The 22,259-nt window shown below is 57.4% G+C and carries 19 protein-coding genes; 14 read left to right on the top strand and 5 right to left on the bottom strand.

All coding sequences use genetic code 11. The features are described from left to right. The first annotated feature begins 86 nt into the window (after window positions 1-86). From QMP16_RS07250 to rpsD, 4 genes are all read left to right on the top strand, one after another. A complete protein-coding gene (locus QMP16_RS07250) occupies window positions 87-2,369 on the top strand; it encodes an adenosylcobalamin-dependent ribonucleoside-diphosphate reductase (RefSeq protein WP_282151807.1) in 2,283 nt (760 codons plus the stop codon). A 128-nt stretch (window positions 2,370-2,497) separates the two neighbouring features. After that, window positions 2,498-3,286 (top strand): hypothetical protein, encoded by a 789-nt coding sequence (locus QMP16_RS07245; RefSeq protein WP_282151806.1) that lies wholly within the window; start codon window positions 2,498-2,500, stop codon window positions 3,284-3,286. A 417-nt stretch (window positions 3,287-3,703) separates the two neighbouring features. Next, entirely contained in the window at window positions 3,704-4,204 is a 501-nt protein-coding gene (locus tag QMP16_RS07240) for a hypothetical protein (protein ID WP_282151805.1), read from the top strand. Between the two features lie 199 nt (window positions 4,205-4,403). Beyond that, window positions 4,404-5,024, top strand: coding sequence for a 30S ribosomal protein S4 (rpsD, locus tag QMP16_RS07235; protein WP_282151804.1), 621 nt, complete (start codon window positions 4,404-4,406; stop codon window positions 5,022-5,024). 277 nt (window positions 5,025-5,301) lie between these two features. On the opposite strand, the gene QMP16_RS07230 is transcribed toward rpsD, so the two are convergent. Continuing rightward, a complete protein-coding gene (locus tag QMP16_RS07230; protein ID WP_108859492.1) occupies window positions 5,302-5,763 on the bottom strand; it encodes an Lrp/AsnC family transcriptional regulator in 462 nt (153 codons plus the stop codon). 103 nt (window positions 5,764-5,866) lie between these two features. Here QMP16_RS07230 and QMP16_RS07225 point away from each other — a divergent pair, with 103 nt between their 5' ends. The 4 genes from QMP16_RS07225 (at window position 5,867) to QMP16_RS07210 (ending at window position 10,182) form a co-directional block, all read left to right on the top strand. Next, window positions 5,867-7,282 (top strand): aminotransferase class V-fold PLP-dependent enzyme, encoded by a 1,416-nt coding sequence (locus QMP16_RS07225; RefSeq protein ID WP_282151803.1) that lies wholly within the window; start codon window positions 5,867-5,869, stop codon window positions 7,280-7,282. 64 nt (window positions 7,283-7,346) lie between these two features. After that, the gene (gene hisC, locus QMP16_RS07220) at window positions 7,347-8,432 is read left to right on the top strand and encodes a histidinol-phosphate transaminase (RefSeq protein ID WP_282151802.1); all 1,086 of its coding nucleotides are present in this window, start codon (window positions 7,347-7,349) and stop codon (window positions 8,430-8,432) included. Next, complete coding sequence (locus tag QMP16_RS07215; RefSeq protein ID WP_282151801.1) at window positions 8,429-9,349, top strand: prephenate/arogenate dehydrogenase family protein; 921 nt, start codon at window positions 8,429-8,431, stop codon at window positions 9,347-9,349. Before hisC ends, QMP16_RS07215 begins: the two co-directional genes overlap by 4 nt. Beyond that, on the top strand, window positions 9,346-10,182 hold the full coding sequence (locus QMP16_RS07210; protein WP_432653396.1) for an extensin family protein: 837 nt from the start codon (window positions 9,346-9,348) through the stop codon (window positions 10,180-10,182). Before QMP16_RS07215 ends, QMP16_RS07210 begins: the two co-directional genes overlap by 4 nt. On the opposite strand, the gene QMP16_RS07205 is transcribed toward QMP16_RS07210, so the two are convergent. Then, window positions 10,179-11,180, bottom strand: a complete 1,002-nt coding sequence (locus QMP16_RS07205; protein WP_058275499.1) for a DUF2125 domain-containing protein — start codon at window positions 11,178-11,180, stop codon at window positions 10,179-10,181. The two genes, QMP16_RS07210 and QMP16_RS07205, sit on opposite strands and share 4 nt — an antisense overlap. A gap of 67 nt (window positions 11,181-11,247) precedes the next feature. On the opposite strand from QMP16_RS07205, the gene QMP16_RS07200 reads away from it, so the two are divergent. The 3 genes from QMP16_RS07200 to QMP16_RS07190 all read left to right on the top strand — a co-directional run bounded on the left by QMP16_RS07200 (window position 11,248) and on the right by QMP16_RS07190 (window position 14,729). Beyond that, window positions 11,248-11,778 carry a gamma-glutamylcyclotransferase gene (locus tag QMP16_RS07200; protein WP_282151799.1) on the top strand — a complete coding sequence of 177 codons (531 nt, stop codon included), beginning with the start codon at window positions 11,248-11,250 and terminating at the stop codon, window positions 11,776-11,778. Window positions 11,779-11,846: 68 nt separating this feature from the next. Further along, a complete protein-coding gene (locus tag QMP16_RS07195; protein ID WP_282151798.1) occupies window positions 11,847-13,025 on the top strand; it encodes a biopolymer transporter ExbB in 1,179 nt (392 codons plus the stop codon). A 3-nt stretch (window positions 13,026-13,028) separates the two neighbouring features. After that, on the top strand, window positions 13,029-14,729 hold the full coding sequence (locus QMP16_RS07190) for a peptidoglycan -binding protein (protein WP_282151797.1): 1,701 nt from the start codon (window positions 13,029-13,031) through the stop codon (window positions 14,727-14,729). 25 nt (window positions 14,730-14,754) lie between these two features. On the opposite strand, the gene QMP16_RS07185 is transcribed toward QMP16_RS07190, so the two are convergent. From QMP16_RS07185 to gloB, 3 genes are all read right to left on the bottom strand, one after another. Further along, a complete protein-coding gene (locus tag QMP16_RS07185; RefSeq protein ID WP_282151796.1) occupies window positions 14,755-15,642 on the bottom strand; it encodes a YHYH protein in 888 nt (295 codons plus the stop codon). A gap of 138 nt (window positions 15,643-15,780) precedes the next feature. After that, window positions 15,781-18,105, bottom strand: coding sequence for an ATP-dependent Clp protease ATP-binding subunit ClpA (gene clpA, locus QMP16_RS07180; RefSeq protein ID WP_282151795.1), 2,325 nt, complete (start codon window positions 18,103-18,105; stop codon window positions 15,781-15,783). A 172-nt stretch (window positions 18,106-18,277) separates the two neighbouring features. Then, window positions 18,278-19,045: a hydroxyacylglutathione hydrolase gene (gloB, locus tag QMP16_RS07175; protein WP_282151794.1), complete on the bottom strand. Its 768-nt coding sequence runs from the start codon at window positions 19,043-19,045 to the stop codon at window positions 18,278-18,280. Between the two features lie 61 nt (window positions 19,046-19,106). On the opposite strand from gloB, the gene QMP16_RS07170 reads away from it, so the two are divergent. The 3 genes from QMP16_RS07170 to atpA all read left to right on the top strand — a co-directional run bounded on the left by QMP16_RS07170 (window position 19,107) and on the right by atpA (window position 22,252). After that, entirely contained in the window at window positions 19,107-19,841 is a 735-nt protein-coding gene (locus QMP16_RS07170; RefSeq protein ID WP_109313357.1) for a class I SAM-dependent methyltransferase, read from the top strand. A gap of 311 nt (window positions 19,842-20,152) precedes the next feature. Next, the gene (locus QMP16_RS07165; RefSeq protein WP_058276054.1) at window positions 20,153-20,713 is read left to right on the top strand and encodes a F0F1 ATP synthase subunit delta; all 561 of its coding nucleotides are present in this window, start codon (window positions 20,153-20,155) and stop codon (window positions 20,711-20,713) included. Continuing rightward, complete coding sequence (atpA, locus tag QMP16_RS07160) at window positions 20,714-22,252, top strand: F0F1 ATP synthase subunit alpha (protein WP_058275507.1); 1,539 nt, start codon at window positions 20,714-20,716, stop codon at window positions 22,250-22,252. The last annotated feature ends 7 nt before the right edge of the window (window positions 22,253-22,259 follow it).

Below are 22,259 nucleotides of genomic sequence, written 5' to 3'. Positions count from 1 at the left end.
GCTCGCAATGCGCTGGCATCAAGGTGTTGTGGTGAGGGCGTGAATTGGGATAGTCTGAATACCTCTTTCAGAATAGGGAATCACCAATGAGCCGCTTTGCCGCCCCCATCGCCGAGCAGATCTGGGACATGAAATATCGTTTCAAACAGGCTGATGGCACCCCCATTGACCAAACGGTTGAGGACAGCTGGCGGCGTATCGCTCGCGATCTTGCGCAGGTTGAAAAAGACCCCGCGCATTGGGAGCAGAAGTTCTTCGAAGCGCTGGAAGATTTCAAATACCTGCCTGCTGGCCGTATCACCGCTGGCGCAGGCACCGCGCGACGTGTGACGCTGTTTAACTGCTTTGTCATGGGCACGGTGCCGGACAGCATGGGCGGTATCTTTGACATGCTGAAAGAGGCCGCGCTGACCATGCAGCAGGGTGGGGGGATCGGCTATGATTTCTCGACCATCCGCCCACGTGGCGCGGATGTGCATGGTGTAGCAGCGGACGCGTCGGGGCCACTGTCGTTCATGGATGTATGGGATGCCATGTGTCGGACGATCATGTCCGCAGGTTCACGCCGTGGCGCGATGATGGCGACCATGCGCTGTGATCACCCGGATATCGAACAGTTTATCACCGCCAAATCTGATCCCGCACGCCTGCGCATGTTCAATATGTCGGTGCTTGTCACCGATCCCTTTATGGAAGCTGTCAAAGCCGATGGCCCGTGGGAGCTGGTGTTCGACGACAAGGTCTATCACACAGTTCAAGCGCGTGATCTGTGGAACAAGATCATGCAGGCCACCTATGACTATGCCGAACCGGGTGTGATTTTCATCGACCGGATCAACAAAGCCAACAACCTCAGCTATGCCGAAACCATCGCGGCGACAAACCCGTGTGGCGAGCAGCCGTTGCCACCATATGGTGCATGTCTGTTGGGGTCGATCAACCTTGCCCGTCTTGTGGCAGAGCCGTTCGAAGATGCGGCCCATCTGAATGAGGCTGCCCTGCAAAAGCTGGTCGCGACAGCCGTCCGCATGATGGACAACGTTGTCGACGCATCGAAGTTCCCGCTGCCCGAACAGGCCGCCGAGGCGCAGGCCAAGCGCCGTATCGGGCTGGGCGTGACCGGGCTGGCGGATGCTCTGCTGATGCTGGGTCTGCGCTATGGATCGGACGAGGGCGCACGTCAGACCGAACTCTGGTTGAAAGCGATTGCGCGCGCCGCGTATCTGGCGTCGGTCGACTTGGCGAAGGAAAAAGGGGCGTTCCCTCTGTTCGACGCCGAGAAATACTTGGAAAGCGGCACGATGCAGCAGATGGATGATGACGTGCGCGATGCGATCCGCGAACATGGCATCCGCAATGCTTTGCTGACTTCGATCGCGCCGACAGGGACAATTTCGCTTTATGCGGGGAACGTGTCGTCAGGGATCGAGCCTGTCTTTGCCTATGCCTATACGCGGAAGGTCCTGCAAAAGGATGGCTCGCGCACTGAAGAAGAGGTCGTGGACTACGCCGTGCAAATGTGGCGCGACAAGTTTGGCGACAAAGAGCTGCCAGACTATTTCGTCAACGCGCAGACGCTGTCCCCCTCCGATCACGTTAAGATGCAAGCGGCGGCGCAGAAATGGATCGACAGCTCGATCTCGAAGACGATCAACTGCCCCGAGGACATCAGCTTTGACGCTTTCAAAGATGTCTACATGCAGGCCTGGGATCAGGGGTGCAAAGGGTGCACAACCTATCGCCCGAACGATGTGACAGGATCCGTCCTGACCGTGTCAGAAAGCGAAGACAAAGCGCCGGGTGAAAGTGCAAGCGCACCGCATGAAATTGACGGTGGCGACGTGATCTACATGTCCGAACCGCTGGATCGCCCACAGTCTCTGGAAGGTTCGACCTACAAGCTGAAATGGCCCGACAGCGAGCACGCGATCTATCTGACGATCAATGATATTGTCATTGGTGGCCGTCGTCGTCCGTTCGAAGTGTTCATCAACTCGAAGAACATGGAGCATTATGCCTGGACGCTGGCGCTGACCCGCATGATCTCGGCCGTGTTCCGCCGGGGCGGGGATGTGTCCTTTGTGGTCGAAGAACTAAAAGCGGTGTTCGACCCGCGCGGCGGTGCTTGGGTTCAGGGCAAGTATATCCCGTCGATCCTAGCTGCAATTGGTGGCGTGATCGAACAGCACATGATCAATATCGGCTTTCTTGAGGGCGAGGGCATGGCGCTCAAATCCGACCCCCAGGCGCAGGTCGTCAACATGGACGCGCCACGCGGCAAAGCCTGCCCATCCTGCGGCCAGTACGACATGGTGATGATCGAGGGCTGCATGACCTGCCGCAGCTGCGGTCATTCAAAATGTGGCTGATGTCGTGAAATCCAGCGTCGGTTTCAAATTGGTCTGACCAAAGAAGTGCCAAGCCTGTGTTGAGCAGGTTTGGCATTTTTTCGAAAGCCCAACAGCACGCAGGCCAAGGACGAACGGGACGTAGTGTATTGAAGGTCGTAATTCATCAAGGTTTCCATAAAACGGGCACAACGACCCTGCAAAAGACGCTCTCGAAAAATCGGGAATACCTGAAAGATCGCGTGAATGTTCTATTGCCTGATGACTTACAAGAAGCCAGCCTGGCTGCACGGCGGTATGCGATCGCCCCCAAGGATCGCACCCTTCGCAATTTCGGAGCAATCGTTCGCGAGGCTCTGAAGCCTTTTGCGGACCAAGGTGGCAAACCCCTGCTGATCAGCAATGAAGAATTCGCTGGTTTGATCCCCGGTCGCAAAGGGGTTTGGTCATATGAGCAAACGCACGTTCTTTCCAAAGCTCTGTTGGATGAGGTTTCGCGCCTGACTGATGCCGGGGATCGCATTATCTTTCTGTTTACGACCAGAAACGCGGCTGATTGGATCAGAAGTAAGTATTGGCAAAACCTTCGCAGCCATAGAATCCGCGAGGATCTGTCACAATACGGCAAGGCGTTGCAACAGGGTGCAGACCTTGAGGCGGTGGTCCGCCGCGTGATAGAGGCGGTTTCACCGCGCGCCGAGGTGGAATCTGTCAACGTTTCTAGTCTGGACGATCACGATTTCCCGTTGATTAAGGCACTGTCCATTCTAAACGTGAGATCCGATAGGCTCATCACAAGTGACAATCGGAACGTCCAGCCAGCCGGAGGCACGGACTATTTTCTGGACCTGAACCGATCGAATTTGAGCGATGAAGAGGTAGCGGCCGCGAAACGAGCTTACTTGGACAAGCTGAAGCGGTCGAATGGCACCCATTGATGAGTTGAAGCAAGGGTTGGCCCAGATTGGTGCCACTGCCCAATTTAGTTGCTGTAATGCAACGATCAGACGGCTCAAATCGGATGCCCAGATAGGATTGGATGAACCAGAATATCATGGTTTCCGAAATGCCGCTGGGAATTGGTGGTGCATGAAGAGCGAATACCTTAGGTATAATTTGCAATTTAAAAACAAATATTTGAGTAGAGAATCGCTTTGAGATTTCTTGAGGTTGGTCCATCGCCTTTTTTTTAAAAACAATCTAAGGTTGAATTTTTTTCACTTTTAGTATCAGTTTGACTTGACACACCGGAAACATTTACGTGATTGCTGCACTTCGGTCTCTTTTCCGCCAGATTCTGTCCTGATAAGAAGGTGCAGTAAGCAGTGATTTGTTGAAAGGTACAGGCGGATACAATGACAGCCGGGGACAGCGGTCGCATATCCATTTCGTGGACGCAGACAGAGTTAAACGGACTTGAGGCGGCGCCTCAGTCTTTTTTGAAAATCGGAGCCGCATGGTCGTGGCGTGGGCAGGCTCTTTCATTGGCCAGTCCGGCCGAGCAGGGCCTTGTGTTGTCAGGCCAGGCCGAAGCTTATTCCTCAAAAGTGCTAAACAGCATAGCGCCGTCGCCGAATCTGGCAGATGGAGCACTGGGTCGTATCGTTCTAACCAATGGCGCGCGAAAGTACACGGCGCTCTTGTTTTCGGTCGCCGGAGAGGCAAAACCAACGCTGGTTTTTGAAAACGGGTATCCCGCGCGCGATCAGGAGTTCTGGGTCAGTGCGTATACCGAGTTTGAAAGCGAAAGCAATTCCAGCCTCCCGGACCAAAACGTTGTCGCTTTCCCGACGCGGTCGCCGATGGATAAGAGTTGGGAAAACACAGTTGCGGGCGTCCGAAGCGTAGCAGACTAAACGCCAAGCAGGCCGACAGCATTCGCAAATAGCAAAAAATCCATAGCCGTGTTGACTCCGCCAATTCTGCGGATATAAGCGCGGCTTCATTGGTGTTGGTGGGCCCCGTAAGGGGATTCCTGTCATGGGGGAAACCTCAAGAGGACAACGCCCTTCATAGTGGCCTGTACGGGCCTCGACCTAAAGAAGGAGATCAGCCGTGACCAAACGCACGTCTGCCAAGTACAAAATTGACCGCCGGATGGGTGAAAACATCTGGGGTCGTCCGAAATCCCCGGTCAACCGTCGCGAATATGGCCCCGGCCAGCACGGCCAGCGTCGCAAGGGCAAACTGTCGGACTTTGGTCTGCAGCTGCGCGCCAAGCAGAAGCTGAAAGGCTACTATGGCGACTTGACCGAGAAGCAGTTCCGCCGCATCTACGCCGAAGCTGTACGTGTGAACGGCGACACCGGTGAAAACCTGATCGGTCTGCTGGAGCGTCGTCTGGACGCTGTTGTCTACCGCGCCAAGTTCGTTGCAACCGTCTTTGCTGCACGTCAGTTCGTGAACCACGGCCACGTCAAAGTGAACGGCCAGCGGGTCAACATCCCCAGCTACCGTGTCAAAGAAGGCGACGTGATCGAAGTGCGCGACAAGTCCAAGCAACTGGCTGTTGTTCTGGAAGCCGCTGCTCTGGCCGAGCGTGACGTGCCTGACTACATTGACGCCGACCACTCGAAAATGACGGCGACCTTCGTTCGCGCGCCGGGCCTGGGCGATGTGCCCTACCCGGTCGTCATGGAGCCGAACCTGGTCGTCGAATTCTACGCGAAGAACTAATTTTCGCCGACACCCAGAATTCCAGGGCCGCGCAGTTTGCGCGGCCCTTTTTTGTTTGGTCATGTGACGACGCGTATTGGGTTTGACGGCATGTCCAAAATTTGCGTCTCGGGTTTTCAAAAAGTATCAACCGAAGTGCCTCAGCAGAACGCCCGCATTGGGTGGGATGCTGGAATTCACGCTCGGCTTGCACAAGCTGCATTTCGAATTGAACGCGTAACAACCTACGAACAGCCTTGCAGCCAAATCACTGATCAAGCCCGCCGAAGGCGCTGAGTCAAATTGGCAGCGGCCTGCTTTCGGCGATGGCCTCCATCGCAAAGTACGAGGTCACACTGTCCAGTTCGACCTTGTCGATCAATCGCTGATACACCTTGTCATATGACGTCATATCTTGTGTGACGACTTTCAACTGATAGTCATAGTCGCCACCAATGCGGTGAAAATCCACCACCTCGGGGATAGTCAGGACATGGCTTCGAAAGGCTTGCAGCCATTCCGCCGAATGGTGCCGGGTGCGCAGCATAACAAAGACCACAAGGCTCAGCCCCAGTTTTTCGCGGGCAATCCGCGCGGTCGAACCGGTAATGACGCCATTTTCGTTCAACGCCTTCAGCCGCCGCCAACACGCATTTTGCGACAATCCGACTCGGTCCGCCAACTCACGCTGGGACAGTGTTGCGTCTGTTTGAAGTTCGCGAAGGATACGCTTGTCAATTTGATCTAGTTTTTCGGCCATATCGAAGCATATGACACGAAATTTAAGAAATCTACCAAAAGAAAGGTGAAGTTTCTGCATCCTCATTCAATCATATTTGGTAGTGCAATACGGAGAACTAATCATGACCTTGTCCAAATTTCGCGCAGACCTCCAATCCACCACTCGCAATTCAACCCTGCGCGATGGGCTGATCGGAGAGAATGTTCTGATCCCGGGTCTGAATGGGGACGTGCCGCTGGTTTATGCGGACTACGTCGCTTCGGGTCGTGCGCTGCAGCAGGTAGAGGATTTTGTCGCCCATGAGGTGCTGCCTTTTTATGCCAACAGCCATACCGAGGCCTCCTATTGCGGGTCTTACATGACCCGTCTGCGCCGCGAAGCGCGCGCGGAAATAGCCCGCGTTGTTGGAGCAAGGGAAGAGGACGCGGTGATCTTTACCGGGTCCGGCGCCACTGCGGGTCTTAACCGGCTGGTCAGCTTGATGGGTATTGAAGGGGCTGACCGGCCGGTTGTTTTGATCGGGCCGTATGAGCATCATTCGAACATCCTGCCGTGGCGGGAAAGCAAGGCGCAGGTCATAGAAATCCCCGAGGCGTCCGAAGGCGGCGTTGATCTCGGTGCACTTGAACGGACATTGGTGGACAATGCCGATTCCGATCTGATTGTCGGTTCTTTTTCCGCCGCCTCTAATGTAACCGGCATCATTACAGACCCGGACCCGATCACGCGGCTGCTCAAGTCTCATGGCGCTGTTTCGATCTGGGATTACGCTGGTGGTGGACCTTATTTGCCGATGGACATGGGGCCAGAAGATGCGCGCAAGGACGCCATCGTAGTATCCCCGCACAAATTCCCGGGCGGCCCGGGCGCGTCCGGTGTGCTGATCGTCAATCAGAACGCAGTTCGCCGCACCTGCCCAAGTTGGCCTGGTGGCGGCACTGTCAGCTTTGTGTCGCCCTGGCGCCATGACTACAGCGAGGATTTGGCCACGCGAGAAGAAGCCGGAACACCCAATGTGATCGGAGATATCCGCGCCGCGCTGGCCTTCATCGTCAAGGATGTCGTCGGTACAGATGAGATCGCCCAGCGCGAAGCCCGGTACAATGAAATGGCAATGAATGGGTGGGGCGATAACCCGAACCTGACTTTGCTAGGCACTGATAATCCGCATCGCCTGCCGATCTACTCTTTCCTTGTGCGGGACAACTCCGGTGAGCCGGTGCATCAGCAGCTGTTTACACGGATGCTCAGCGACATTTACGGCATTCAGGCACGCGGTGGTTGCGCCTGTGCCGGCCCATATGCGCATCGTCTGTTGGAAATCGACCGCGCAACGTCCGCTGAATTGCATGCGGCCCTGTCTGCGGGCGAAGAGATGAAGAAACCCGGATGGGTGCGGCTGAACTTCTCGTATCTGATGAGCGAGGAGACGGTTCAGTTCATCATCGACAGCGTCAATGATCTGTCCCACAGGACAGAAGAATTCGCCCCTTATTACAACGCCGACCCGGCGACCGCCCGCTTCAAAGCGGCGTGACGGAATTGCCGCTTTTCTCAACGCGTTGAGACGGGTATGAGAGGCTCCAACAACGGAGCTTCTTATGAACAAGATCACCCCGCAACCCGGCATTATGGACATCGCGCTCTATCAGGGCGGCCAGTCGCATGTGGCGGGGGTAGAGCATGTGATCAAGCTCAGCTCCAACGAAAATCCGTTTGGTCCCAGCCCCAAGGCGATCGAGGCCGTGCGCGGTAGTGCGGCGACGCTTCATCGGTATCCCAGCACCGACCACGCCAGTTTGCGCGCAGCGGTAGGCGCAAGGCACGGGTTGGACCCTGCGCGGTTAATCTGCGGCGTAGGCAGTGACGAGGTGCTGCAATTCATCGCCCAGGCCTATGCCGGGCCGGGCGATGACGTCATCTATACCGAGCACGGGTTTTCAATGTACCCGATCATCGCCCGTATGGCCGGCGCGACACCGGTGATGGTGGCCGAGCGCAACCGCCACGTGGATGTCGACAACATTTTGGCCGCCGTGACCGACCAGACCCGGATCGTGTTCGTGACGAACCCGGGCAACCCGACCTCGACTATGATCCCCGAGGCTGAATTGCTGCGTTTGGCCGAGGCATTACCCAAGACCTGCCTGATCGTGATCGACGGGGCCTATGCCGAGTTTGTCGACGGGTTCGACGGCGGTGCATCGCTGGTAGACCGATTTGACAACGTGATTATGACGCGCACCTTTTCCAAGGTGTACGGTCTGGGTGGGATGCGTGTCGGCTGGGGCTATGCCGCACAGTCGATTATCGACGTACTGAACCGGGTGCGTCAGCCGTTCAACCTGTCCTTGACCGCGTTGGCTGCTGCAGAGGCTGCGGTGAATGACGTGGAATTCCTGTCCTTCTGCCAGGCCGAAAATGCGCGCCTGCGGGTGTGGTTGTCGGATGAACTGGCCAAGATCGGCGTTCCATCGGATGCGTCCTGCACCAACTTCATCCTCACCCGCTTTGCAGATCGTGCCGAGGCAGAGGCGTGTGACGACTATCTGAAGACACAAGGTTTGATCGTGCGCCGTGTGGCGGGCTACAACCTGCCAAATGCCCTGCGGATCACCGTAGGCGACGAAGAAGCCTGCCGCCGCGTTGTTGCGGCCATCACCGCGTTCAAAGGGGGCGTCGCATGAGCCAAGTTTACGACCGTGTGGCCTTGATTGGTCTTGGCCTGATCGCCTCGTCCATGTTCTGGGCGATCAAACGTGCCGGGCTTGCTGGCGAAGTGACTGGCTATGCCCGGTCCGAGACCACCCGCGACACGGCATGCCGCATCGGCTTGTGTGATCGCGTCTGCGATACTGCGCAAGAGGCGGTCGAGGGCGCGGATCTGGTCGTTCTCTGCGTTCCTGTCGGCGCGATGGGCGCTGTTGCAAAAGATATTGCACCTGTCCTGAAACCCGGGGCGACGGTGACAGATGTCGGCTCGGTCAAGCGTCACGTTATTCAGGCCGTTGGGCCGGAAATCCCGGATGGTGTGCATTTCATCCCCGCGCACCCGTTGGCAGGGACTGAACATTCTGGCCCGGAATCGGGTTTTGCAGAACTCTTTGACAACCGCTGGTGTCTTTTGGTCCCGGTTGAAGGCTCGGACCCGGATGCGATTGCCCGTTTGCGGGCACTCTGGGAAGGTATGGGGTCAAACGTCGATGAGATGGACGCGGATCACCATGATCTGGTTCTGGCTGTCACATCGCACGCGCCGCACCTGATCGCCTATACGATGGTGGGCGTTGCGGATGATCTGCGCCGGGTCACCGATACCGAGGTCATCAAGTATTCCGCCGCTGGATTCCGAGACTTCACCCGCATCGCGGCCTCGGACCCGACGATGTGGCGGGACGTGTTCCTGACCAACAAGGATGCGACGCTGGAGATCCTTGGCCGGTTCACCGAAGAACTGTTTGCACTGCAGCGCGCGATCAGAACAGGTGACGGCGAGCAGCTATTCGACTATTTCACCCGTACGCGCGCCATCCGCCGCGGCATCATTGATGCAGGCCAGGATACGGATGCGCCTGATTTCGGACGGGGAAAAACGAACCCATGACGCAGGGCTGGAGAACCATTCTGACCGGATTTGCAGCGCTTTGTGCAATGTCAACTCAGGCTGGTTCGCTGGAACGTTCGTTAATACCGATATCGCGACCTCAGGCTACACTTGCCGTCCTTAGCAGCGCAGTGCCTCAGCTGCCTCCGGCCACCATACGACCAGAATTGCGGCCGGATTCACCGCAGGTTTTGGCAGCAGCGGCACGGCCTGCAGGGCTGCCTCTGCTTGGCCCGGACACGTCGCTGATGCCTTACTTGCGGCCCAAAGCCTTGGAGCAGGAGGCGTTGTTCAAAAAGCGCAAACTGCGTAAAGGATCGGTGTGTGGCGACATCGATATTCAGGGTAAGCCTGTCGGGACGGTACCGGGCAGGATCAAGGCTTGCGGGATCAAGGACGCTGTTCAGATCACCTCGGTCTCAGGTGTGACGCTTAGCCGTCCCTCCACGATGGATTGTGGAACGGCAATTGCGCTGAACAAATGGGTTGAGAAAGCGGTCAAGCCGACGTTCAAGCGACGCGGGCCTGTGGTTCAATTGCAGGTTGCGGCACACTACGCGTGTCGGACACGCAACAACCGTAAGGGCGCCCGCATTTCCGAGCATGGAAAAGGCCGCGCGATTGATATCTCGGCCTTCAAGATGGCCGATGGAGAGGTTGTGACGGTCCTGAATGGCTGGCGCAAGAACCCATCGCAAAAACAGCTGGTCAAGATCTGGCGCGATGCATGCGGGCCGTTTGGCACCGTATTGGGGCCAAACGCAGACCGGTATCACCGGGATCATTTCCATCTGGATACAGCCCGCCACCGTCGCGGGCCATACTGCCGTTAACGCAGGATCAGGCGGGGGGCAGGCCCCAGCGGCAAAGGCCCCAGCGCCACGAATCCGTCGCGGAAGTTAAGCTGCAAGTCCAGCGCATTTGGATTGCCGCCCAGCCCGGCCATGAAATTCAGCGCGCGTGTCACCGGATCAACCGCCTGATCGGGCAGGGCGCCTGCGGCATTGGCCATGGCAATCATGTCGCGCCAGTTTTCAGCTTTGACCGCAATTTCGCCCGTTGGGATGCCTTGGTGGTCGATATCGAGCTCGCCCGCCGCAAACAGACGCAAAGCGCCCCATTTCATCTCGGCGAGGTTCAGGTCAATCATTACCGGTTGCGGTCTGCCCTGTTCCAATGCCGTGCGATCCCACGGCTTGTTGAATGTGGCGGTCATGTCCAGTTCGAGCGTCTCAAACGCCTGCGGCAATGTGGTGGCCGACCGCATCAATTCTCGCAGGCCGTCACCCGGGGTGAACCCGTCAATACGGGCACCGATGGCATAGGTCACCGGAATAGAAGTCTGTTCCATGACTAGCGTCAGCGTATCACCCCCGGCCAGGGCTTCGGCATCGTCGGTGATTAGCCATGAACCAGCAGTCAACGCCATTTTTTCCAGTACCAGCGCGACACCGGGCTGTAGCTGCAGCTCGGCCTGCAGGTCGCTGGCTTTGATGGTCGCCGTCTGATCAAAATAGGACAGGCGCTGAGGGGTGTCAGCAAAGCGCAGCACCTGACGCCCGGGCCAGATTGCAGGGCTTTGGAACTCGATCCAATCCGCGCTCCATGCGGTGCCGTTGACTGGATCAGCCAGCGCCGGACTGTTCAGGCGCGTAACGTGGCGCAACGGATACCCCGCTGTTGAAACGTCGGAAAAGTCGGCCTGCCAACCTTGTTCCTGCTGTTTGTCGAACCAGGCGGTGATTGCATTGCGCAATCCGAATCCGGCGACGAACCAATAGGCGCTCCAGATAACCGTTAAGAAAATGACTACTCGTATTAGACCGCGCATGGCAGTTGGCCCTTTTTTCCGCGTTGAATTTGATGTTTATAGGCCCAAACGGGCAAGGACCAGAGCTATGACGATGTGGGTTTTCGGATATGGATCGCTGCTGTGGAATCCGGGCTTTCCGGTGGCCCGAAGCGTACACGCCACATTGCATGGGTATGCGCGTTCCTTTTGCATGAGTTCGATCCACCACCGCGGGACCGAGGAACATCCGGGTCTGGTGCTGGCGTTGGACGAACAGACCGACGCCAATTGCACAGGCTTGGCGCTTGCGGTCGAAGCTGGCCATGAAGAACGCACCCTTCAAGAGCTGCGCGAACGCGAGCTGATCTCATCGGCCTATGTCGAGAAAAACCTTGATGTGCATCTGAACGCTGGCGAGGTTATCACTGCCGTGACCTATGTGATCGACGCAGACCACGTCCAATACTGCGGCGGTATGCCGTTAGAAGAGCAAGCGCAGATCATTGCGCATGCGGTCGGCGGGCGCGGGCCGAATACGGAATATCTGTATAATACTGCGGAACATCTGGCCGAGATTGACCTGCGCGATCCCGATCTTGAGTGGTTAGCGCAACGGGTGCGCAGCATTACAGCATAAACCCTTGGCGTCACCGGCGGATTTTGGCTAGATTCAGCCAGAGCAGGCAAAAACCGGGAAACACGCGCATGGCGCAGGCACATCAGGGCGCGAGACCCCATTTCTCGCATCCCATCCGTCAGATTGTGATGATGTTGGTCGCAATTGGCCTGGCGGGGTTGGGCGTCTTCATGGCGCTGCCTTATGTGCTGCCGGTGTTTCAGGCCAACCCGTACCTGAACGGCTTTATCATCTTGGTTTTCATAATCGGCGTTTTTGCCTGTTTCTTTCAGGTGACACAGCTGATTGGCTCGGTTCGCTGGATTGAGGCTTTTGTTGGCGGCGTTGTCCGCGAGGACGCGCGCACCCCGCAATTGTTGGCACCTTTGGCCTCATTGCTGCGCGAACGCGGAGCACGGTCACAGATCAGTTCCAGTTCGACCCGGTCGATTCTGGATTCGGTCGCGGAACGCGTCGAGGAAGAGCGTGAGATCACGCGCTATATTACCAATGTTCTGATTTACCTGGGTCTCTTGGGCACGTTCTTTGGACTGGCGACCACCGTCCCGGCCATTGTCGACACGATCCGCAGTCTGAATCCGCAAGAGGGCGAAGAAGGGCTGGCCGTGTTCAACCGCCTGATGGTGGGTCTTGAAGCCCAGCTACAAGGAATGGGCGTGGCATTTGGGTCGTCCCTTTTGGGCCTTGCCGGGTCTCTGATCGTCGGTCTGCTGGAACTGTTCGCAGGTCACGGCCAGAACCGGTTCTACCGCGAGCTTGAAGAATGGTTGTCCTCAATTACCCGCGTTGGCTTTGCTGCCTCAGAAGAAGGCGGGGCCGAGATTGCGGTTCTGACCCCAGTTCTGGACGCGATGTCCGAACAGATGGATGCGCTGCAGGACCTGTTTTCGGGGCAAGAGGTTGATCGTGCCGCCGTGTCGGTCAAACTGGGCCAACTGATCGACGCGATCGGTGAGATGAACGTGCGACAGTCTGAATCCGAAGGGGTGACAGCCGCATTGGAACGTGTGGCCCTTGGGCAAGACGCCCTGCTGGATCACATGCGTGACCAGGGAACGGGGGATGGAATTGACGCGGAAAGCCGGATGCGACTGCGGTCGATGGATGTTCAGCTATTGCGCATCCTCGAAGAAATCTCGGCCGGTCGTCAGGAAAGCATGAGCGAACTGCGCAAGGATATCGAATTGCTGGTCAAAGCCCTGACATTGCCCCGAGGCGCGGTGCGCACCACTCCGGAAGGACAGTAATCCATGGCTCTGTCCCGTCGCACAGGTCAGCGTTTTCAGGGCTCGGTTTGGCCGGGTTTTGTTGACGCGATCACCGGGTTGCTGATGGTGCTGACCTTCGTTCTGACCATCTTTATGGTGGTGCAGTTCGTGTTGCGCGAAACCATTTCCGGGCAAGAGGACGAACTGACCGCCCTGTCGGATGAAGTTGCAGCGCTGGTCGGGGCGTTGGGTTTGGAAGAGCGTGAGAATAACCGCCTGGAGGCCCGTCTTGGCGCGTTGAACACGACCCTGTCGCAGACCGAAGATACGCTGGCGCGGGCCGAAGTGGACCTGGCCTTGTCGCAGGCGCGTATCACGGACTTCGAGGCGCAGGTAGCCGCACTTCTGACGGATCAGGAGCGCGCGCGCGGTGCCATTGCAACACTGGAATCCCAGCGCGCCAAGTTGCTGGAGGACCAAGAGGCGCTGAACCTCGCACTGGCGCAAAGCCGATCTGAGATCGACGAACAGGCCGAAGCCGCCCGGCTGGCCGCCGCCCAACGTGAGGCGCTGGAGGCGTTGGTTGCGGATCTTGAACAAAGCGACGCGGCGCAATCCACCCGGATCAGTGAACTGGAAGAACAGATCAGCGCGGAAGAGGCCGCCAAGCTGACCGAAGCTGCCGCTGCCGAGAACCTGCGCAACCGTCTGCAGGATGCAGATGCCGAGTTGACAGCAATGACACTGGCCTTGGAAGCACAGCGCAAAGAAGCTGAGGATACACTGACCCTGCTTGCCGCAGCACAAGCCGCCAGGGCCGAGCTTGAGCGCCAGTTTGGTGCGCTGGATGCGGACGAGTTGCAGGCGCAATTACAAGCTGCTTTGGCTGCGCAAACCGAGGCGCAGGCCGAGGCACAATCGCAACGATCATTAGCCGAAGAGCGTGCAAACCTATTGGCTGTGGCCCGCGAAGCGATCTCGGCGGAGAAAACGATTTCCGCAAAAGCGCAGCGAGAAACGGCGTTGTTGAATCAACAGATGGCGGCGCTGCGCCAACAACTTGGCGGGTTGCAGGCGTTGTTGGACGACTATGAAGAACGCAACGCCGCTTCGGACATTCGAATTCAGACCCTGGGTCAGGACCTGAACGCAGCTTTGGCCCGCGCGGCCTCGGAAGAACGTCGCCGGCGCCTGCTGGAAGAGGCTGAGCGTGTCCGGCTTGAAGCCGAGGCAGAAGCTCTGTCTGGACAAAATCAGGAACTGGCCGCGCAGGCCGAAGACCTGCAACGCTATCGGTCAGAGTTCTTTGGAAGACTGCGCGACGTGCTTGGGGATGAGGAGGGCGTTCGGATCGAAGGCGACCGTTTTGTATTCTCGTCCGAGGTCCTGTTTGACACGGGTTCGGCTGTCTTGTCACCGGCCGGGCAGCAGGACATCGCCAAAGTGGCCAATATCCTGCGCAGCGTGGCGGCTGAAATTCCCGAAGGCCTGAACTGGGTGATCCGCGTCGATGGTCACACCGATAACGTGCCACTTGCCGGGTCCGGGCGCTATCGCGACAATTGGGAGCTTAGTCAGGGCCGCGCCTTGTCCGTGGTGCGCTACATGGTCGATGCGCTGGGCATCCCGCCGAGCCGGTTGGCCGCAAACGGTTTTGGTGAGTTCCAGCCCGTAAATCCGGCAGACACCCCGGAGGCCCGGGCACAAAACCGCAGGATCGAGTTGAAACTCACCGAAAGGTAACCGAGACACTCGTTAAGGGTACGGGTCAGCGACGACCAAACCGAAAGCTGTTATCTGGCTTACCCGCAAAGCAGCGCGGGACGACCGGGTAACTTTCAGTCAGGAAATAGGCATACGTTCCAGATGGATATTCAGGCGAAATCGAAAAGGCTCCGTTACATTCATCCAGATTTCCGGCGCCTGCTACATAAGCGTAGTCCTCATTGAACGTGCCATCATGCTTTCCGTCGGGTGCGCTTCCTCCTGGGCGGTTGCCGCTTTTCAATCTGTACGACGACTCCATTTGCGTCACTTTCCCATCCAAAACGCCGGTCATTGCGTAAATCGGGAAGCCGTCTGCCGCGTATCCGATCAGCGGTGAATGTCGGCTGGGTGTATAGTTCAGCAGCTCAATAAAGCCCGTGGGGATGCCGTGGTAATGATATTTTCCATTGGGTTGCACATGGGCATAGTTTTCGTCGAACCCCAAAGTAACCGCGCCCCCAAGCGCATTGTAGGACCAGCCTGAGCGGGGATTGCCGTGCCAAAACTCTGCGGCCAACGGGTCAAACACGACGCCGTTTAGAGACACACCAAAGTTCCAACCCATTTCAAGCGGGGTGGTGGATCGATTGGATTTCGGGTTCGTCGGTACTTTCAAGTTGACGCGCTGCTCGGAAATGCTGTGCGGATTGCCTTGGTTCGGAAAGCGCCCGACAAGGTGATCGGGGATCCCGTTGGCCGAGACGCGTATACTTTTGCGGGTCTCAGAGATTTCAGAGTGGCTGTGCCCCGGATCAACCGTTGCGGCCTGCAGGCGCAACGGTCGTGTTTCCGTTTCGTCATGATACCGAAATCTATGCTGAGCGGTTGCTATGGCGGCAACGGCAGAAAGGGCGAATGCTACGCTCCAAACGGCGACGGTTTTGGTCATCAAAATCCCCTTTGCAATTTATCAGTGATAATGAAACGCGCAGGTTTGGCTGTTCCGTCGAAAAAGTTTGTGGCCGAAACGAAATCGCCCGGCTGCTGAACAACCGGGCGATTAGACTTGTTAGGCGAATGCGGCGTCTTAATCCGCGGTCAAAAGCGGAGGTTTGTCGCCCGGAATTCGTGGCTGATCGGGGCCAAGGATATCCAGGTTCAAATCGCCTTTCTTGACAGACACGCGGACCAATCCACCCTTGGCCAGTTTGCCAAACAGCAACTCCTCGGCCAGTGGTTTCTTGATGTGTTCCTGAATGACACGACCCAAAGGACGCGCACCCATCTTGTCGTCATACCCTTTTTCCGCCAGCCACGCGGCGGCTTTGGGGGTCAGATCGATGGTCACATTGCGATCCAGCAATTGCGCTTCAAGCTGCAGAACAAACTTCTCGACCACCTGCAGGATGACCTCTTTCGGTAGTGGCGCGAATGAGATCACAGCGTCCAGGCGGTTGCGGAATTCGGGCGTGAACATACGCTCGATTGCGGCCGTATCCTCCCCCTCGCGGCGATCACGTGCAAAGCCGATGGCGGCCTTGGCCTGTTCCTGCGCACCCGCGTTCGAGGTCATGATCAGCACCACGTTGCGGAAGTTCACCGTACGTCCGTTGTGATCGGTCAGCTCACCGTGGTCCATAACCTGCAACAGGATGTTGAACACGTCCGGATGGGCCTTTTCGATCTCATCCAGCAGCAGCACGCAATGCGGATGCTGGTCGACGCCATCGGTCAGCAGACCGCCCTGATCAAAGCCCACATAGCCCGGAGGCGCGCCGATCAGACGGCTGACGGCGTGCTTCTCCATGTACTCTGACATGTCAAAGCGCAGCAGTTCTACACCCAGCGTATCCGCCAGCTGTTTCGCCACTTCGGTTTTACCTACACCGGTCGGGCCGGCGAACAGATAGTTGCCGATGGGCTTTTCAGGTTCACGCAGACCGGCACGCGCCAGTTTGATTGCACTGGACAGTGCCTCGATTGCGAGATCCTGGCCGAATACAACACGTTTCAACGAGGCCTCGAGGTCTTTCAGCACCTCGGCATCGTCTTTGGTGACGTTCTTGGGCGGGATGCGAGCGATCTTGGCGACGACCGCCTCGATTTCCTTGACCCCGATGGTCTTGCGCCGTTTGCTCTCAGCCACCAGATGCTGCGCCGCACCGGCCTCATCGATTACATCGATGGCCTTGTCGGGCAGTTTACGGTCGTTGATGTAGCGGGCCGACAGTTCCACCGCGGTCTTGATCGCATCGGCGGTGTATTTGATCTCGTGATGCTCTTCGAAATAAGGCTTCAGACCGCGCAGGATTTTCACGCTGTCTTCGACCGAAGGCTCGCTCACGTCGATTTTCTGGAACCGGCGGCTCAGCGCGCGGTCTTTTTCAAAATGCTGACGGAATTCCTTGTATGTGGTCGAGCCCATGGTGCGCAGCTTGCCGCCCTGCAGGGCAGGTTTCAGCAGGTTCGACGCATCCATCGCGCCACCCGAGGTGGCACCGGCACCGATCACGGTGTGGATCTCGTCAATGAACAGCACCGCGTCGGGGTGGTCTTCCAACTCGGTCACAACCGCCTTCAGGCGTTCCTCGAAGTCGCCGCGATAGCGTGTACCAGCCAGCAGAGCACCCATGTCGAGAGAATAAATTGTGGTCTCGGACAACACATCTGGCGCTTCGCCGCCAACAATCTTGCGTGCCAGGCCTTCAGCGATGGCGGTCTTGCCCACGCCGGGATCACCTACCAGCAGCGGGTTGTTCTTGCGGCGGCGGCACAGGACCTGAATACAACGCTCAACCTCATCAGCACGGCCGATCAGCGGGTCGACATCGCCTGCGCGCGATTTAGCGTTCAGGTCAATGCAGTATTTCCCAAGCGCGCTTTCCTTCTGTTCGCCTTCGGTGACGCCAGGCTGAGCCTCTTCCTCGACTTGATCCGCGCCCGAAACCGAGCGGTTTTCGCCGTACGCAGGGTCTTTGGCCACGCCGTGCGCAATGAAGTTTACCGCGTCGTAGCGCGTCATGTCCTGCTCTTGCAGGAAATAGGCCGCATTGCTTTCACGTTCGGCGAAGATGGCGACCAGAACGTTTGCGCCGGTCACTTCGGTCCGGCCCGAACTTTGGACGTGGATCGCCGCGCGTTGTATGACGCGCTGGAAAGCGGCGGTTGGCACGGCCTCGGAACCGTCGATATCCGTGACCAGATTGGACAGGTCTTCGTCAATGAATTCAACCAGAGTGCTGCGCAGTTCTTCCAGATCGACGCTGCAGGCTTTCATGACGCGGATGGCGTCAGGTTCTTCCAGTAACGCCAGAAGCAGATGCTCTAGCGTTGCAAATTCGTGACGCCGTTCATTCGCAGCCGCCAAGGCCGCGTGGATGGCTTGTTCTAATGTGCTCGAGAATGAAGGCACGCGGGTGCTCCTCTGTCTTGGGTCGAAAGGGGCAGGCTTCGGCCGGAACCCCATCCCAACCATGTCCTCATACTATTAGAGTTTGGTTGATCGTGGCCCGGCTTCAAGGGTTTTCTTGCTCTTGACAGTCACATTTCACGTGACCGTGGCCGTGAGGAAGGCAATTTGGGTACTAGAAGCTGTCTTTTCTAGTCCGAATTTCAGCAAAAACTTCTGCGGGGTCCGAATTTTGCATTCCCAAATGCGCCTGAATCGCCGGTTCAGCGGCCCGCAAGAACGGGTTTGTGGCCTTTTCCAGCGCCATCGTCGAAGGAACCGTAGGTTCTCCGGCAGCGCGCGCGCGGTTGATATCATCAGCGCGTTTTTGCAGTGCGGCATTGGTTGGATCGACGGTTAACGCGAATTTTGCGTTTGATTGCGTGTATTCGTGGCCGGAGCATACGATTGTCTCATCGGGAAGCGCGGCCAACTTGCCGAGCGAGGCCCACATCTGTGGCGCCGTGCCTTCGAACAAGCGCCCACACCCCAATGCCATGAGGCTGTCCGCGGTGAAAACAACTGCGCTGTTCGGCATGTAAAAGGCGACATGGCCAACAGTATGGCCGGACACATCCAGCACCCGAATCTGCTCGCTTCCGAATTCAAATGTATCGCCGTCGCTGACCTGCTTATCCAGTGGGGGCAGGCGGTGCGCATCGGCGGCCGCGCCAACAACTTTAGCCGGGTGCTTTTCCAAAATGGCAGACAGGCCATCCACATGGTCCCAATGGTGATGGGTTAGAAGAATATGGGATAATGTCCAGCCGCGCTTGTCCAACTCGGCCAGAATGGGTCCGGCTTCGGGTGCGTCGACCAGTGCGGTATTGCCGCTTGCGGCGTCATGCGCCAGAAATGCGTAATTGTCGCTGAGACATGGGATGGTAACGACCTCAAGAGGCATGGCCTTTTGCCCTTTCGTTGCTAGACTGCGCCCAGCTAAGCCGATTGACCGGGTGTCTGCAATGCATCTTGATGTGCAGGATTTGAGGAACTTCTACTATCGCAGCACTCTGGGTCGTGCCGCGCAGGCGGCGATCCGTGGGCGACTGATCGAGCAATGGCCCGAGGCCAAGGGGCAAACGGTTGCTGGATTCGGCTTCGCGGTTCCATTGCTGCGTCCTTATCTTGCGGACGCCCGCCGCGTGATCGGTTTGATGCCAGGCCCGCAAGGCGTCATGCCCTGGCCCGCCGGAATGCCCAATGTGTCGGTTCTGACCGAAGAAACCCTGTGGCCGATTGAAACAGGTCATGTCGACAAGCTGATTGTGATGCACGGGCTTGAAACCTCGCAGCGGCCCAGCCAATTGCTAAATGAGTGCTGGCGCGTGTTGGGGCCAGGGGGGCGCGCATTCTTTGTTGTGCCCAATCGGGCTGGTTTGTGGTCTCGGACGGATAAGACCCCGTTTGGCTTTGGCCGACCGTACACAGCCTCGCAGCTGGAAAGTCAGCTCAAGGCGCATCACTTCATCCCGGAAAGCCATTGCTCGGCTCTGTATCTGCCGCCGTCATTCCGCCGTTTCTGGCTGAAGTCGGCGAGCCTGATCGAAAAGACTGGCCAAAGGCTGCCAACAGTCATGGCAGGCGGAGTGCTTATGGTTGAGGTGACAAAACACATCCGACCGCCCAGCGGCAGTGTTGCAAAGGATGCCGAACGTCGTCCGATAAAGGCGCTTGATGGCCTTCTGAAACCAGCCTGAGCAGCCCGGTCATTTCCCCTCTTCAATTCGCAAAAATTGAGGGAAAAAGGACACAGGAATCGCAAAAACCTACACTTTCGTAACATTTTTCGTCTGTTTCAGCCGGATAAAAGGGTCGCACCCTCCTTAAGTAATTGAAATTGAACATTTTGTGGATAAACCTGTTGCCGTGATAATATATTGCTAGCTGGGTTCGGCTCTGCTACATCCCCGGTGATTTTGATCCCCGACCGTCTGGCCGGGGTTTCTTCACGCCCCCGGGGTAGCTGCCGCAACGCGAATTCGGGGCCCAAAATATCGGAAGGGTGGACGTGTCCGAACCAGCTTCGATTTCCACAGGCATTGCCAAGCGCTATGCCACCGCGATCTTTGAGATCGCCAAAGAGAATAATGACCTCGCAGGTCTGGAAACCGGAATCAACGATCTGGCAGCAGCATTGGGCGAAAGCGCCGAACTGCGCGACCTGATCGCATCGCCTCTGGTTTCGCGTGCCGAACAAGAAGGCGCCATTACCGCAATCGCTGACAAAATGGGTCTGCACGCCATCATGCGTAACACGCTGGCTCTGATGGCTCAGAAGCGCCGTCTGTTCGTAGTTCCCGAGTTGGTGCAGGTTCTGCGCGACATGCTGGCGGACGAACGTGGCGAAGTGACCGCCGATGTCGCGTCGGCCAAGGCGCTGACCAAGACACAACTGGAAAAACTGTCCAAGACGCTGTCCGAGCGTGTGGGCAAGACCGTGACAATAAATGCGACCGTTGATGAAAGCCTCATTGGCGGTCTTGTCGTTAAAGTGGGCTCGAAGATGATCGATAGCTCGATCCGTTCGAAGCTCAACTCCCTACAGAATGCAATGAAAGAGGTCGGATAAATGGGAATCCAAGCTGCAGAGATTTCTGCAATCCTGAAGGACCAGATCAAGAATTTTGGTCAGGAAGCCGAAGTGGCCGAAATCGGTCGCGTGCTGAGCGTCGGTGACGGGATTGCCCGCGTATACGGTCTGGACAATGTGCAAGCGGGTGAGATGGTCGAATTCCCCGGTGGCATCATGGGCATGGCGCTGAACCTGGAAAGCGACAACGTTGGTGTTGTTATCTTCGGTTCCGACCGTGACATCAAAGAAGGTGACATCGTCAAGCGCACCAACTCGATCGTGGACGTTCCGATTGGTAACGGTCTGCTGGGTCGTGTTGTTGACGGTCTGGGCAACCCGCTGGACGGCAAAGGCCCCATCGAATCCACCGAGCGTGGCGTTGCTGACGTCAAAGCACCTGGCATCATCCCGCGTAAATCGGTTCATGAACCGATGGCAACCGGCCTGAAATCGGTTGACGCGATGATCCCGATTGGTCGTGGCCAGCGTGAGCTGATCATTGGTGACCGTCAGACCGGTAAAACTGCCGTTGCTCTGGACGCCATCCTGAACCAGAAAACCTACAACGATGCAGCAGGCGACGACGAGTCGAAGAAGCTGTACTGCGTTTACGTTGCGATCGGCCAAAAGCGTTCGACCGTTGCGCAGCTGGTGAAGAAACTGGAAGAGTCCGGCGCGATTGACTACTCGATCGTTGTGGCCGCAACCGCGTCCGACCCGGCGCCGATGCAGTTCCTGGCACCCTATGCCGCGACCGCAATGGCCGAATTCTTCCGCGACAATGGCCGCCACGCACTGATCATCTATGATGACCTGTCGAAACAGGCTGTGTCCTATCGTCAGATGTCGCTGCTGCTGCGTCGTCCGCCCGGACGTGAAGCCTATCCTGGCGACGTTTTCTATCTCCACTCCCGCCTGCTGGAGCGTTCGGCGAAGCTGAACGAAGACTTCGGTGCTGGCTCGCTGACCGCTCTGCCGGTTATCGAAACGCAAGGTGGTGACGTTTCGGCGTTTATTCCGACCAACGTGATCTCGATCACCGACGGCCAGATCTTCCTGGAAACCGAACTGTTCTATCAGGGCATCCGTCCTGCTGTGAACACCGGTCTGTCGGTTTCGCGTGTGGGCTCTTCGGCTCAGACCAACTCGATGAAGTCGGTTGCCGGTCCGGTTAAGCTGGAACTGGCTCAGTACCGCGAAATGGCTGCGTTTGCGCAGTTTGGTTCCGACCTTGACGCCGCGACCCAGCAGCTGCTGAACCGTGGTGCGCGTCTGACCGAGCTGATGAAGCAGCCGCAGTACTCGCCGCTGACCAACGCTGAAATCGTCTGTGTCATCTTCGCCGGCACCAACGGTTACCTCGACAAGATCGACGTTTCCGATGTTGGCCGTTACGAAGCTGGCCTGCTGGCGCACCTGCGCGGCAAGCACGCCGACCTGCTTCAGTGGATCACCGACGAAGATCCCAAGATCAAGGGCGACGCTTCCGACAAGATCAAGGCTGCGCTGGACGAATACGCCGCAACCTTCGCTTAAGGGAGAG

It is taken from the genome of Ruegeria atlantica, from assembly GCF_947495585.1.
Taxonomy (GTDB): domain Bacteria; phylum Pseudomonadota; class Alphaproteobacteria; order Rhodobacterales; family Rhodobacteraceae; genus Ruegeria; species Ruegeria atlantica_G.
This window is presented reverse-complemented; position numbering and strand designations above follow the sequence as displayed.